General features: G+C 39.9%; 15 protein-coding genes. All 15 read right to left on the bottom strand.

Going from position 1 to position 13,358, the window contains the following annotated elements; all coding sequences use genetic code 11:
• Positions 1-260: 260 nt before the first annotated feature.
• Positions 261-818, bottom strand: a complete 558-nt coding sequence (rbr, locus tag CD00_RS0114905; protein ID WP_026656696.1) for a rubrerythrin — start codon at positions 816-818, stop codon at positions 261-263.
• A 91-nt stretch (positions 819-909) separates the two neighbouring features.
• Entirely contained in the window at positions 910-1,566 is a 657-nt protein-coding gene (locus CD00_RS0114895; protein ID WP_026656694.1) for a hypothetical protein, read from the bottom strand.
• Between the two features lie 105 nt (positions 1,567-1,671).
• Positions 1,672-1,836, bottom strand: a complete 165-nt coding sequence (locus CD00_RS0114890) for a hypothetical protein (RefSeq protein WP_207640511.1) — start codon at positions 1,834-1,836, stop codon at positions 1,672-1,674.
• 249 nt (positions 1,837-2,085) lie between these two features.
• Complete coding sequence (locus tag CD00_RS0114885; RefSeq protein ID WP_026656692.1) at positions 2,086-3,204, bottom strand: glycoside hydrolase family 88 protein; 1,119 nt, start codon at positions 3,202-3,204, stop codon at positions 2,086-2,088.
• 2 nt (positions 3,205-3,206) lie between these two features.
• Entirely contained in the window at positions 3,207-4,754 is a 1,548-nt protein-coding gene (locus CD00_RS0114880) for a lipopolysaccharide biosynthesis protein (protein WP_026656691.1), read from the bottom strand.
• On the bottom strand, positions 4,754-5,683 hold the full coding sequence (locus tag CD00_RS0114875; RefSeq protein WP_026656690.1) for an alpha-1,2-fucosyltransferase: 930 nt from the start codon (positions 5,681-5,683) through the stop codon (positions 4,754-4,756). Before CD00_RS0114875 ends, CD00_RS0114880 begins: the two co-directional genes overlap by 1 nt.
• Positions 5,680-6,120 (bottom strand): polysaccharide pyruvyl transferase family protein, encoded by a 441-nt coding sequence (locus tag CD00_RS20915; RefSeq protein WP_051594234.1) that lies wholly within the window; start codon positions 6,118-6,120, stop codon positions 5,680-5,682. Before CD00_RS20915 ends, CD00_RS0114875 begins: the two co-directional genes overlap by 4 nt.
• Positions 6,104-6,889 carry a polysaccharide pyruvyl transferase family protein gene (locus CD00_RS20910; RefSeq protein ID WP_051594233.1) on the bottom strand — a complete coding sequence of 262 codons (786 nt, stop codon included), beginning with the start codon at positions 6,887-6,889 and terminating at the stop codon, positions 6,104-6,106. Before CD00_RS20910 ends, CD00_RS20915 begins: the two co-directional genes overlap by 17 nt.
• Before the next feature lie 6 nt (positions 6,890-6,895).
• Positions 6,896-7,888 (bottom strand): glycosyltransferase, encoded by a 993-nt coding sequence (locus tag CD00_RS19550; protein WP_026656688.1) that lies wholly within the window; start codon positions 7,886-7,888, stop codon positions 6,896-6,898.
• Between the two features lie 34 nt (positions 7,889-7,922).
• Positions 7,923-9,182, bottom strand: a complete 1,260-nt coding sequence (locus CD00_RS0114860) for a DUF3329 domain-containing protein (protein WP_207640510.1) — start codon at positions 9,180-9,182, stop codon at positions 7,923-7,925.
• Positions 9,103-9,423 (bottom strand): DUF6056 family protein, encoded by a 321-nt coding sequence (locus tag CD00_RS20905; protein ID WP_026656686.1) that lies wholly within the window; start codon positions 9,421-9,423, stop codon positions 9,103-9,105. The genes CD00_RS0114860 and CD00_RS20905 overlap by 80 nt, the downstream gene beginning before the upstream one ends.
• Complete coding sequence (locus CD00_RS0114850) at positions 9,408-10,592, bottom strand: hypothetical protein (RefSeq protein ID WP_026656685.1); 1,185 nt, start codon at positions 10,590-10,592, stop codon at positions 9,408-9,410. Before CD00_RS0114850 ends, CD00_RS20905 begins: the two co-directional genes overlap by 16 nt.
• 5 nt (positions 10,593-10,597) lie before the next feature.
• Positions 10,598-11,551 carry a glycosyl transferase GT17 family protein gene (locus CD00_RS0114845; protein WP_026656684.1) on the bottom strand — a complete coding sequence of 318 codons (954 nt, stop codon included), beginning with the start codon at positions 11,549-11,551 and terminating at the stop codon, positions 10,598-10,600.
• A gap of 3 nt (positions 11,552-11,554) precedes the next feature.
• Complete coding sequence (locus CD00_RS19545; RefSeq protein ID WP_051594232.1) at positions 11,555-12,595, bottom strand: glycosyltransferase family 2 protein; 1,041 nt, start codon at positions 12,593-12,595, stop codon at positions 11,555-11,557.
• Positions 12,592-13,353, bottom strand: a complete 762-nt coding sequence (locus tag CD00_RS18610; RefSeq protein WP_242827217.1) for a DUF5672 family protein — start codon at positions 13,351-13,353, stop codon at positions 12,592-12,594. The genes CD00_RS19545 and CD00_RS18610 overlap by 4 nt, the downstream gene beginning before the upstream one ends.
• Positions 13,354-13,358: the final 5 nt, after the last annotated feature.

Here is a 13,358-nt window from a genome sequence, read left to right as displayed (position 1 = left end):
CTTTTATAAAAAATTTTTGTTGTAGTAGTTTGTGCAACCTGAGATGATGTATTAGCACTCTCATCTCTTGGCTGCTAATTTTCTTTACAAGTATGTTATAGAACAACTAGAACAAAAAATCAAGTACTTATTTATAAAAAAAATATTAATTCCCATTCAATAGAAAAAGCTTTTGCAAAGACTTATTAAATCTCTGCAAAAGCTCTTTATCCTGAATAAATATTAACTTATACGAATATCGAATCAGTCAGACTATCCGATCAATAATTCTCAGCCTTCTTCTCGAAGTAGCTCTTGGGATGATTACAAACAGGGCACATCTCGGGAGCCTTAGGTCCTACTACGATATGACCGCAATTTGAGCAGATCCAGATAGAATCGCCGTCTGATGAGAATACAAGATCTTTCTCGATATTCTCAAGGAGCTTTTTATATCTCTGCTCATGCTCTTTCTCAATTTCAGCAACCTTTTCAAAAAGAAATGCGATATCATTAAAGCCTTCCTCACGTGCTTTAGCTGCGAAAGAAGGGTACATCTCCTGCCACTCGTATGACTCTCCTTCTGCTGCTTCCTTGAGGTTTTCTACTGTTGAACCGATTCCGGTAAGAATCTTGTACCACATCTTGGCATGCTCTTTCTCGTTATTGGCTGTCTCTTCAAAGATCTTACTGATCTGAACATAGCCGTCTTTTTTTGCCTTTGAAGCAAAATATGTATATTTATTCCTTGCCTGAGACTCACCTGCAAATGCAGCAAGCAAATTCTTTTCTGTCTCTGTTCCTTTAAGTTCATTTTTTCTGGGTTCTAAATTTGCCATATTTTAATCTCCTTTTCCATTTTATTTGTGGATAAATACTCACAGCCAACCTGTAATCGTATTTTAACATAGAGAATATGCATTAAAAAGACTATTTTGTATTTTTGCATAAAGCTTTTTCACCAGAAAAAAGAGATATAAGTAAAATGCTCTCTACAGCATAAAATATCGCATTAATCTTTATCATCATATCGTGTCTTGGCATAGTAACTCCACCTGTTATAACATCTAACATAGACTGCGTAGTTGCTTTCCCGGACATAATATCAAGCGGCGATTCTCCGGGCAAATAGTCCGGAAATATCTTGATCACCTGAGCTGTCGCAATTATATAACAGGCTACTGCAAGTAGCATTGCCAATATAATAAAAAGATTTTTTCCACTCTTCTTACCTGTATGCTTGGCAGCAATCAAAAACACACTTCCAAAGCACGTAAGACACTCAAATCCATAAAACACATAGCATGCGGAATCAGAGATATTATAAAAAAATCCGGCAACAAAGTACTCTGTAAATGTCCATATCGCCATCCATGCCACAGTACAGATAGCAGTCATTTTTATTATGTATTGAGATTCAGCACCGCCCCATATAAAAATATTGGCAAAGATCACAGCCCAAATTGCCGCAACAACAAAACCTCTGTAGCTCAGATTCGTTAACGACATAATTCCAAATGAGCCCAATGCGATATACATGATTGCCTGAACCGCAACTGCACTATATAAAGCAGACGTCTTTCTCATAGCTTTTCACCTTCTCTATATAAAAAACATTTTTTATTCAATAAAAAAATATGGATGCCAAAATCTATTTTGACATCCAACAATATAAGAATCAATATTATTTAATTATCTTGCAGGAGCCCATGTTACTCCGTAGAGCTGCTCCATCATCTTGCGGAGTTCTTCCTTCATTTTGTCACATGCGGAAGCCTCGTCAGGGAAGTTTATAACCCCGATTCTCTCCTTCTTATCCTGAAAAAAAAACAGCCCATCCGTTTTCTGTTTTATCAAGACATACACGATTTTTGTGATGTCCTCCAACTTTATATAATTTCGAAGGAACGAGATGCTCCTTGAAGAATTTCTTTAATTCCTTAGTATTCATGGTGTACCTCCCAACAAGTTGATACTAATAACTTTTGATGTAGTATTGATTACTACATGAAGTATACCATCATATCTTCTTCATGACAATAGCAAAAAATTATACAAAAAAGAAGAAACGCTAAAACAAATAGCATTTCCTCCATATACTTTCTTTTAACGAATTACGGAAAGCGCCGCCAAAGCGGCTCCCTGCCCCCAGGGATTATTTCCGTAGGTCTGATAATGCACCGCAAAATCATCGCAGGAGCTGAGTGCATCAAGTACGATTCCCTTATCCGAATGAGCATAAATGCACTCTTCTGCCTTCTTGAGCGCAGCTCTTATCTTATCCGGAAGATCTGCTTCACCGAAAACATCGTTGTTAACTGCATATCCAAGTGCATAAGCTATCATTCCCGTTGCGGACAGATCGATATGTCCGTCTAGAGCCTGCAACTGCCAGCTCCAGCCGCCGTCTGCTCTTTGGTACTTAAGTGCCGACTCACACAGACTTTTAAATTGTGAAAAAGACTCTTCATCCGATTTACCAAGTGCAGCATTTACGCTTGCTCCCATGATAAGCCATCCAAACGCTCTTCCCCAACACAGAATTCCTTTCTTATCGGAAACATAACCATTCTTTGAGGAATCATTTCTATCAGCGGCAATTCTGTCATCGTTATCAGCCTTCTTAAGCTCATACCCGTGGTAGCACAGCCCACTCTCTTCATCCATTCCATATTTATAAAACAGACGAAGCTGCTTATTACTGTCAAATGAATCATCTCCACAAGCTGCCATAAACATCGAGACCTGCCCGATTCCATCTACAAAAATATTTCCGCTTCTTCCGGAATTGTAAAGAATTGCTCCTTCTGCATCCCTTCCGGCGTTTCCTATATAAGTCTTCACTGCATCTGCAGCTTCTCTAAATTTCTCGTTACCAGTTATCTCATAAGCCCTGACAAGTGCAAATCCTGCAAGTGCATCGTCAACAAATCCGGCCTTTCCGCCTGTCTTTCTTATCCACAGATTGACATGCCCCTCCAGCGAAGCAACTATCTCATCTCTTATTTCCTTGGCATCATCAACCTTCTCAAGACACTCAAGCGCCGAAACCAGGCCGACCATAAGCATCCCGGCATGCCAAAAAAGCGGATCTTTTGTCCGCACGCTTCTGCCAAGTGCCTTTTTTACAGCATCTTTCATCCTGTCCGACAGGCTGACATTCATAATATTATTAAGCTGTTCTACGGTCTTGCCGACCACTTCATAATATGCAGAGTTGTCCACAATTACGCCTTTCTGGCCTTGAGTTTTCCACAAAGATATTTGAATTCTTCACTTCTTCCGTATAAAAGAAAATATACTCCGTTAAATACAACGGTAATAATAACTACCATTGCTGCAAATCCAAGTATCGTAGGCTCAGGCATTACAAGTTGCCTGATAAAATAACATATCCCCATGACAAATGCCATGGAAGCAATATACTTGAATGAATCAATAAAATAACTCACAGCGCTTTTATCAAAGCAGGCTTTATAAATAATTACCGGCTTTGTTATGTTTGCAATAATTCCCGATACAACTGTTCCGACATATATACCGGTAATCCCAAGTCTCGTTTGAACTAGCCATATTGAAAGAATAAGATTGACAATTCCCTGAATAAGCGCAAGATATTTATCCTGCTCATAAACACCGGCTGCCGCCTGGTAATTCGAAAGTACTATCCTTTCGCCCTTAAAATAATAATCCGTAAGGATCAGGAAAACCGCTAAAGCAGGCAAGATCCAAAAATCTGTCCACTTATCTCCTTTGGAAATCTTAGTCCACATCTCCACAAGCGGTGTCAAAAGAAGCATGAAACCAACACAGGAAAAACCATATACCCATGTAGCAAAAAACCTGTATACCTTGAACATGCTATACTGCTTATCTCTGTCTTCTGTTGCGATCAGGTTTCCAAAACTTGAAATTACGGAATTAAAAATAATATTTACAAAACTTGAGACCGCTACTATGATCATGTTGTAATTTCTTACAACTGCGACAAGTGCCGCTCCAACTTCCGATAAAGATGAAATTATAAGAGTATCTGTCTGAAGTCTGAAGACATCACCAACCTTGTGAAATACAAGCGCCTTAGTCTTAGTCCAAACAATTTCTTCATCTTCCTTGGCAAGCTTTTCAATATTCTTTTCCTTAAGATATGGATACATATTATCAAGATATCTTGAAACAAATATCTTCTGAATAAGCTGAATTACCGCATCAGTAATAAGATAAAAATAATAATTCTTAGTAAGAGCCACAACAATAATCTGGAAAACCGATGTAACAATCTTTGTTATAGCAATTATATTGGTCTGAATATAGTTCTTTTGCTCTGCATTAACAAGGCTATACTTGTATGCAACAAAATATGAACTGACAGTATTAAAGAGGAAGATCAGATAAAAAAGAACAAGATCTTTTTCCGAGACACCCGGATTTTTTACAAGGTATTTTAAAAATGGCGCAAGAATAAGGCCTACTATACCCACTACACCTGCAATATAATAATAAGCCCTTCTATACATTTGCATATAAGACTTAATCTTTTCTGTATCACCTTCTGCAACAGGTTTATAAAGGCTAAAATTCAGAGCTGTGCCAATGCCCAGCTCTGCCATATTCAGAAATGACAAAACTTCTATAAAAGTACCGTCAACTCCAAGTATCTGTTCGCTTATATAACGCATACAAAAGGTACGAAGAACAAAGGCCATAACCATAGTTACAATCTGCCCTACGTACCCGAACAATATATTCTTCTTCGCCGCCTGAACTCTTCCCATTAAACTATATTTCCCTTATTGTCCATGAGAATCCAATTCTTCCAATAGTCATGCATTGTCTCGGGATCTATCGGCTGATTGTTCCTCATCTTGTATGTCCTGATGACCTCGTGATCCGGTCTCTTGTTAAGCCTTGCTCCCCAGAAGCTGAATGTGGAGTTGGCGCAGATATTGCCTCTGCAGTGGCTCATGAGCATGAGATCCTGTATGCTGTCTTTGCCGTTGTTCCATTCAACGATCGTATATCTGGAGATATCGCCATAGTGCTCTCTCGCGTAATCGTGATCGCTTGTAAAGATATAGAAATGCGTCTCAGGATCTTTTTTCAAAAAATAATCCATCGCATTCTTGTAGTAATCATCAGAAGCAATATTTCCGAGAATATTTACATTTGCCGGATCGAGATAATCTCCCCTTCTCAAATGTACACTGACAGAAGGAAATCTTTCCATCTTCTCAGAGATGATCCTGTTTCTCATTGCGAGATCCGAATCTCTGTGAGGAGGGAATACAAAGAGTTCCCTGAGTTCATCCATAATATCTTCATAGTATTTCTGACATAAGAAATAACCTGTAATATACTTATCTTCAAACTCAAATATCTCGGGGTGATACATCTTAGTCTCAACAAACACATTTGGATTTGAAGATGCAGTAAGTCCAAGTTTCTTGGTTATTTTTCCTTTGATCGCTGAAAAAAGATTCTGCTTTAAAAATCTGTCTCTCTCTTCATCGGTGCAGACTTCGAAAGGAAGATCTTTAAAAAGAGGAAGCTCAAACTCTCTGGGAGCAAGCATCTTCTTCTGTACTTCTTCACTGAACCAGGAAATATCCAGCTTAACTTCTTTTCCGAGACTGAGGAGTTTTCTATATAGCGCATATTGCTGCATTTGGTTTCCCAAACCGCCCGCAATCTGAATTATGATCATTGTATTCCTCCTTGTGCCTCTGCTTCTGTATTTTGCTTTTCCATAATACGCATATATGCGTCAACAAGCGCGTTTTCGCTTGCCAGTTTCTGAACAGGAAGGACATAGTCCTTGTATGTTCCAAAAAGATCTTTTGCAATTCCCTTACTCTTTACCGAATATCCTATAACAAGTGTAGGAACATTACTACTGTAAGCCGCAATTGTACTGTGAGTTCTTGCTCCGACAAAGAAACTGCACTTTGATATATAGCCTTTCAGCTTCTCAGCGGGCATATCATCCAGCATAACAACTCTGCCCGTGTACTTATGTATATCGTAAAGCTCTTTAAGCGGCTTCCTGTCATCATTGTTTTTCCACACAACATGCGGAATAAGCGCGATGTTCTGATGAGTATTCCTAAGAATAAACTCAATAAAATTACTGTAGTTCTTCATAGTAATACCCGGTGTTTTTTTCAAGATTACGAACCATCGGGCTTAAGTTTATTCCGACCGTATTGCCCGGAAGAAAACCGTTGATTCCGGGAACCTTCGCTGTATCAAGCCTGAATGCCGGATCTTTTTCAAAAATAAGCTTATCCTTATCAAAACCTGCTTTAACAAGCGCATCGTAAGTAATGGACTCTCTTGCATAGATCATGTCATAAGCCTTCAGATCCTTAACAAGCTTATTATCCTTAAGAGATTTCGGCTCAATAGAGCATCCCCAAAGTATCGTCTCAAATCCTCTTTTAATAAAAACCTTGTGCGCCAATATAAGATCGGGAACTAGGCTCTTATAACAATAATTATCTCCGCCTATAGAAATGGCAAGCGGTTTTGCACCTTTCCCTTTATTGGCTTTTCCGACAGCGTTGTCAAACTCTTTAAACGCGTCCTTATATCTGTATCTCAAAAAAGACTGCTTATCCCTTGTGACAAGTCTCCACAAATAGTAGATTACATGAGGAATAAAGTGTCTGTCTATATGTCTTTCTTCAACAATAGTACAAAGTCCCTTTTTTTCAAGAATTCCAAGTGAATATTTTCTGTCCTCCGCGCAGCTGTTGGTTACAACAAAAAGCGGAAGATCCTCCTCAGCCCCGGTCTTCTCTCTCTGCTCGGCAATATACTTAACTGTAGTATTGGCTATCGCCTCACAACCATGGTTCCCCGAACCTGCGTGCATATATAAAATTATCGGTCTGTTAAAATCAATATTCATATATATTCACCTGTCCTTATATCTTGCATACATCTTTACATAAAGTTTAGGACTGATCTTAAATACAATAACTTTTATCTTATGTCCAAAAGACAATGCGGCAAATGCTCCTCTTGTCTTCAAAGCGTGCCTGATTCTATCGCCTGCGGCATTAACCGCTTCCCTTGCAAGGTCATTATCCCTCTCACTCTCAGGAATGACAGATACCTTTCCGATAACAAGAAGTGCCGTAAGTATCTGTGAAACAGCAACTTTTACAAAAGAATAAACCGAAATATACTCATGAACTTCTTTAAGCTTATCCTCAGCAATTTCCCAACATGTAAGCTGATCCAGAAAACTTTCTTTAAAAGCGGTTTTCATGGCTCCGTTCTCGTTATCTGTATATCTGTAATCATCAGCTTCCACAGGAACGACCTTTACGCCTTTTTTCTTTCCTTCGGAAAGTGCCACATCAAGTAAAAAAAGCAGGTCTTCTCCGATAGTGAGCCCATCTTTAAAATGAATGTGTGCCTCGGAAAGTCTTTCACGTAAAAAGAGCTTTCCCCATACATGAGTGTTACTCTCAAGAGTATAGTTTTCAATGTACTGATAACCGCTTAACACATAAGGCGAATCAAGGTTCTTGCATCCATCCGCCAAAACAGTGTTTTCATCAACGTATTTTAGCATATTTGCGATGCAATACTCAGATATTGTATCATCTGCGTCAACAAAATACACATATTTTCCCGTTGCCATCTCAAGCCCGATATTTCTTGCTCCCGAAACGCCTCTGTTCTTTATGTGCTTGACCTTTATCTTATCCTGCCCGTATTCTTCGGCAAGTTCATCTGCAATCTTTGCGCTGTCGTCCTTGGAGCCGTCATCCACAAGAATAATCTCGTAATCACCAATTTCAATCCCTTTCTGGGTAACACAAGACAAGACGCACTCTCTGAGCGTGCCTTCTGCCTGATATATGGGGATTATGATGCTAACAAGTATTTCTGTGTTCAAAACTTTCTCCATGGTACTGCGGGTAAAACTATCTTTACTTTTTCATTATGGTGTGCGATATTAAATCCCACATAGAATATTCAGGATAATCCGTCCAGCCATCCCTTTCAACTCCTGTAATGCTGTCAAGTCTAAAGTGGCATGCATATGTATAATAATTTGAATTGTAACCGCGCTTTTCACCGGTTTCAAGATCGATAACGCCATCACCGAGAGCAATGTCGGAATCATATGCCATCTCGGTATATTTGCATTTCCACTGCGGTCTGAGTATCGGAACTACTACATCAGTTTCTCCTGCCTTCGCCTGCTCCTCAAGATAAAGATATCTCTCACTATATTCCCTATAAACTCGCGCAACAAACGCACCCTGCGTGATATAAGTAAACGAAAGCCAGATTCCGACAGCAGCGATCACTGAAGTGTATAATCCCTGAAGTAGTTTCTCAAGCTTATCATTCTCAGCAGATACGGTCAGATCGGTCATATTCATCATAACAGCAATACCGTTTAACACCGCAATCATAAAGAAGATGCTCGCACCATAGTAAGCTCTAAGCTGCGGTTCATCAGGCACCAGAATAAGAACAACTGCCGAAGCAAGCGCTATAAAAGCCATGAGTCTCATATACGCTGTAACTTCTTTATATTTTTCCTCAGAAGCACATATACTGCGAATTATGATGATCAAAGCCACAAACATAAGTGTAATAACAATATAATGTTCCTTTATATTCACGATCATCTTAAGAAATCTTGCCATAATTCCCAGAAGACCCGTATGTGCTTCTTTTGAAGCTCCGTCTTCCGCTCTTGAGAAATTTGCGGGATTCAAAAACATTACCATAAATGAGGCAATGCTTCCGGCAAGTCCGCAGATCATCCACGGCTTAACAAAGGAAAGGCTCCTCTTCTCCCTCCACTTAAGAAATAGAATCATCAATATAAACAATATAGCTCCGCCCGATGTATTCTCATTACACCAGCCGGCAAGAATTCCCAATACAGTAACCGAGACGATCACTCCGGGCGTACTCTTTTTTTCAAGATTCATACATTTCCTGAAATATGTGATGAAACCGAGGATTATCGTCGTTGTGAAGAGGTAATTACACGCTCCGTCCTCCCAGAATACCGTGTTACTGATCGCAGGATCGAATATCCACAAAAAGCTTATTACAAGCGCATATACTCTGATGTCATACTTCTTCATATCAACATTCGCATATATAAGAAGTGTCTGAATCATAAATACAAGCGCAGAAACTACATTGAACACCCACTTTGTTCTCATGAACAAAAAAAATTCTGAGTATAAAATGAGCAACGTTTCGTCCGCTATGATCCAGATAATGCATGTATTCAAGCTTAAACAGATCAAAGAAACTATTTGCCAGTTTTGTTCCGTAATCGTCGCGATCCCAATAAACAAGATCATCCGACATATTAGGAGTCAGAAACGCATAGATAAGCACTGACAAAAAAGCTACAGCCATCAATATATAAAAAATCTTTTTTCTTAACTTCTCAGACATTCTCCATCCTTTTTTCTATTTACAAACTCCCCGAGATAAACTCCTATTACAGGGAGTATGAACAACCTACCTATATACTCCGATACAAATGTCGCTTCCACAACCGTATAGATTGAAAGCGATAAAATTACGATCAAAGTCCAAACATCTTTTTTCTTATAACAAATATATATGATCAGAACAATAAGCGCCGAGATAACAATAGCCGGGATTATCCCGTACCAGTAAAAAATCCTTACCCAGCCCATGTCAAAGGTCTCTTCGCTATTGCCATCGGAAAAGAGCTTCCAAGTCCATATTGAACCTGCATGTTTCTCAGTTTCCCTGTACAGATCGTGTATTCTGTTATTAAGCTTATCGTCAATCCATTCGATCAGATCATAATGTTTGTGCTCAAACTCATACCTTGGCACCTTACTTACAACAGCCGACCAAACGGAAAAAGCCACACAAAAAACCGGTGTCACAAGCGCCGTAAGTACATAAACAATCTTGCACTCTTTGATCTTCTTATAAAATCTTGCCAAAAATCCCACACCGAATGTCAAAACGCTTACAAGCATTCCTGTCCTGGTTGCCGAAACCACGCTTGCCATAAAGTTGAGAGCAAATACAAGCAGCCACTCCCTTAACGAAGCAGCTTCGCCGTAAATCCACATCCAAAGTAACACAAATGCATAAACACTGCCATAGAATGTATTGGCATGACCAAATCCAAACTCATAACGCACTTCTATGTCGCCTCGTCCGTAATCTCTCGGAGGTGGTGCAACAACTCCCAGTTTCCCGACAACGGATAAAAGTGCTATCAATGCATACCCTGCTACCGATACGTAAAAAATATACTTCATAGCCTTCTTAAGGTCGATATCTCTTGCAGCCATCATAAATACTGCATATCTAAGCAGGTCATTCTTACCTGAAATCCTGTAACTCACAAAAGTAAACAAGCATACCGCACCTATTACTATCCATTCTTTTTTGTCATGCTTCATTAAAAGCACAACAATAAGCGTCAAAAGAAAGGTCACACGATACACATAACTCTGGCAATCATGCAAAGGAATTACAGTCTTTTCCAACAGCATTATACCAAGCTCAATGCTGAGCGCAACGTAAAATAAAACTTCACTAAGTTTAGCCCTTTTTTCTTCACTTAAAAAGTTCATGTTATCTACCTGCTAAGAATTCTTTTTATCTTGCGAAAAGCTTTTCTCATAAATCTTCCCGCCGTAATATCCAAGTAGTGGTAAAGCTTTGATACGGCTGTGATCTTAGGCATTACAAGATGCCTGTATTCATCCATATGCTCAAGAAGATATGCGGGATAAGTCTCGTCTACCTCGCCTCTTTCAAACTTCGCTGCTCTGCCGAAAATATCCTGTCCGAGAACCAAGTGATCCATGGTCTCCGCAAGAACCTCTTTGTCATTGTGCTCCTGATGTGCTGCAGCCTTAACCTTGATTCCTATCCTCTTTGCGGGATTGGTCTCTTTGTAGCCGCCCATATATCCAAAATGCCAGCCGCCGTTCGCAACTCGCACAGACCTTTCGTCCGTTACGGGAATGATATCACGAAGCCTTACAATTCCTTCTTTAGGTATATTATCAAGTGACGTGATCTTGGTTCCTAGCCACTTTCTGTCTTTTTCAGCTATCTCAGGAAACTCTCCCGTTATGGACAAAAGCTTTCCCGACTTCTCTTCCATGTTCATGTATACATAGAAGTTTCTCTGAGCCAGATGATAAACCTTGTTCTTGTCAAAATTTGCAATGATGTTCTCAAGAACGGACGGATTCGGAATCTCATCGACATCTCCGAAGATAAGCACATCGTCTGCCGTCGCGCCCACTTCTTCAAGTCCGCGCTTTAAGCAGTTCTTTTGATAATAATCTCTTTCATGCGTTGAGATATCCATAGGTGTATCATCAACGGTTATATAAACTATCTTGTGAAGATAATCCTTAAAAAGCTCTCTGTTCTTATCAAAACAAAGTTCCTTGGGCTCTCCCGAAAAAGTCACCGTAGCTTCTTCAATAATGAATTTATCCACGTACTTATCGAGAATTCCGAGCCTTAGCTTTAATATATCAAGTTCGTTGAAAAATGGTATTAAATCATAAACCATCTGTTATCTCCTACCTACAATCCTCTTGATCGCAGTCTTAACAGTACTGACAAAAGCTTCTCTGTACAGATTCTTTCCGCCGTTTACAGTCATAAGACCGTGAACGTATATGTCCTCTTCGGGCGCAAAGCACGGAAGATCCGTCTCAAAATACTTTTTGTAAAAATCATCTGAAAACAATTCCGAAAGCTTTCTCTTCTTCTGCCCATAGGACAATCCTGAGTAAACAATCTTTGCCACCGCAATGGCACAGGTAAGGGATTTTCTCTTATCAAGAACATCAAAGAGATCTGTAAGCCCCCATTTATCGCCCATTCTGTCGATTTCTCCCCAAACGATCTTCTGGTTATCAAGAAAAGCTTTGTTATAACTCGCAGTCAGACTCTGCTCGTTTCTTCTGTAATAATAAAGAATCTCATCTATGTAGGCTATCCCGTCGGCTCTGTCGACATACTCCGCGGTCTGCAGAAGATCTTCGCCGTAGTTAAGCCCGATTCTCTCTACATCTATAAGCGCAATATTCTTGTGAATACACTTTATCCACATGGCATTCAGGTAATCACCCTTTAGTACAAGCTCTTTAAAAGCACGCTTCTCATCTCCGCTGTAGATTTTTCCACTTGTAAAAGAAAAATCTTTAAGCCTTGTATTATCGCCGTCAAGCTCTGTCGCATTGAAAAAAATCAGCTCGGGAGCATTTCCTTTTTTCTCATAATCCCTGATAAGACCTGCGAGCTTTGACAACATTCCCGGAACAAGCTTATCATCCGCATCGAGTGCAAGAATATAGTCGCCTTTGCTGACCTTTATTCCCTCCTGCCTTGCCTGATAAAGCCCTATCTTTCCTTTGTGGATGACGGAAATATTATCGTTCGCAGCGGCGTATTCATCGCATATCGCAGGAGTTTTGTCACTCGAACCGTTCTCGGAAAGAATGATCTCAAACATATCCTCGCTATTTACTTTTTGTGCAAGCGCAGAATCAACCGCCTCGCGGATATACTTCTCACCGTTGCACACGGGAACTATGATTGAAAAGATCATGTAATGTTATGCTCCTCTTTCCACTTTTTGGTCTTTCTCCAAAACAGGAACGGTCTGACAGCCATCTTAAAGCGCTTCTTCGGGCTGTAAAATCTGGGATAATCCGCATTTTCTCCCCACCACTTGTGGAAGACAAACGGCTCTATGCCCTTATTCTCAGATAGCGGATGCTCTCTTCCGAATGTAAGTGCAAGTTCAAAAGGCGCCCACTTAAAGCCCTTTTCTTCCATTGCATTCTTGGAATGACAGCAGATAAAAATATCTTCGTTGTAAAATCCGTCGTCAACCCTCTCCCACTTAAGGTTGTATTTGGAAGGAAACTCCAAAAGTCTCTTAGACCTTATGGACACGCTGTTTCCGACTCTGCATATCGTGCCCTTGCTGTCCCTGTAAGCGTAATCATTCTTGGGAAGCGGCCAGGGAGAGCCGATGTAGTCGTACTCAAGAAACTCATCATTCCAGTTCTCGGGATGAATAACAAATCCGTCCGCATGAACAAGCAGCACAAAATCTGTATTTATATGGTCTTTAAGTTCATAGACCATTTTGTAATTGAATTTATCGATACTGTCGAGCTTTGAAGTATAGCTGAATCTGATATTCTTTGGCAGATAAAAAGGCTTTTTATCCGATACCAGAACAACGTCACCAAACTCGATTTCCCTCATGCTGTATTTAAGCGCCTGCACAGTCTCATAGACGTTGACACTCGTCATTGCGCAGAGCGTAACCTGAGGGAGCTTAATCTTTTTTCCCATTTTGT

It is taken from the genome of Butyrivibrio sp. AE3003 (assembly GCF_000686065.1).
Lineage (GTDB): Bacteria > Bacillota > Clostridia > Lachnospirales > Lachnospiraceae > Butyrivibrio > Butyrivibrio hungatei_A.
The sequence above is the reverse complement of the archived record's forward strand: the minus strand, read 5'-3'. Positions and strand labels throughout refer to the sequence as shown.

Coding starts and splice junctions, on each gene's coding strand:
- CD00_RS20910 (WP_051594233.1), bottom strand. CDS start 6,889: ATGAATATTGATTTTAACAGACCGATAATTTTATATATGCACGCAGGT.
- CD00_RS0114880 (WP_026656691.1), bottom strand. CDS start 4,754: ATGGGAAGAGTTCAGGCGGCGAAGAAGAATATATTGTTCGGGTACGTA.
- CD00_RS0114850 (WP_026656685.1), bottom strand. CDS start 10,592: ATGAACTTTTTAAGTGAAGAAAAAAGGGCTAAACTTAGTGAAGTTTTA.
- CD00_RS0114860 (WP_207640510.1), bottom strand. CDS start 9,182: ATGAGAACAAAGTGGGTGTTCAATGTAGTTTCTGCGCTTGTATTTATG.
- CD00_RS0114895 (WP_026656694.1), bottom strand. CDS start 1,566: ATGAGAAAGACGTCTGCTTTATATAGTGCAGTTGCGGTTCAGGCAATC.
- CD00_RS0114845 (WP_026656684.1), bottom strand. CDS start 11,551: ATGGTTTATGATTTAATACCATTTTTCAACGAACTTGATATATTAAAG.
- CD00_RS20905 (WP_026656686.1), bottom strand. CDS start 9,423: ATGTCTGAGAAGTTAAGAAAAAAGATTTTTTATATATTGATGGCTGTA.
- rbr (WP_026656696.1), bottom strand. CDS start 818: ATGGCAAATTTAGAACCCAGAAAAAATGAACTTAAAGGAACAGAGACA.
- CD00_RS18610 (WP_242827217.1), bottom strand. CDS start 13,353: ATGGGAAAAAAGATTAAGCTCCCTCAGGTTACGCTCTGCGCAATGACG.
- CD00_RS20915 (WP_051594234.1), bottom strand. CDS start 6,120: ATGAAGAACTACAGTAATTTTATTGAGTTTATTCTTAGGAATACTCAT.
- CD00_RS0114875 (WP_026656690.1), bottom strand. CDS start 5,683: ATGATCATAATTCAGATTGCGGGCGGTTTGGGAAACCAAATGCAGCAA.
- CD00_RS19545 (WP_051594232.1), bottom strand. CDS start 12,595: ATGATCTTTTCAATCATAGTTCCCGTGTGCAACGGTGAGAAGTATATC.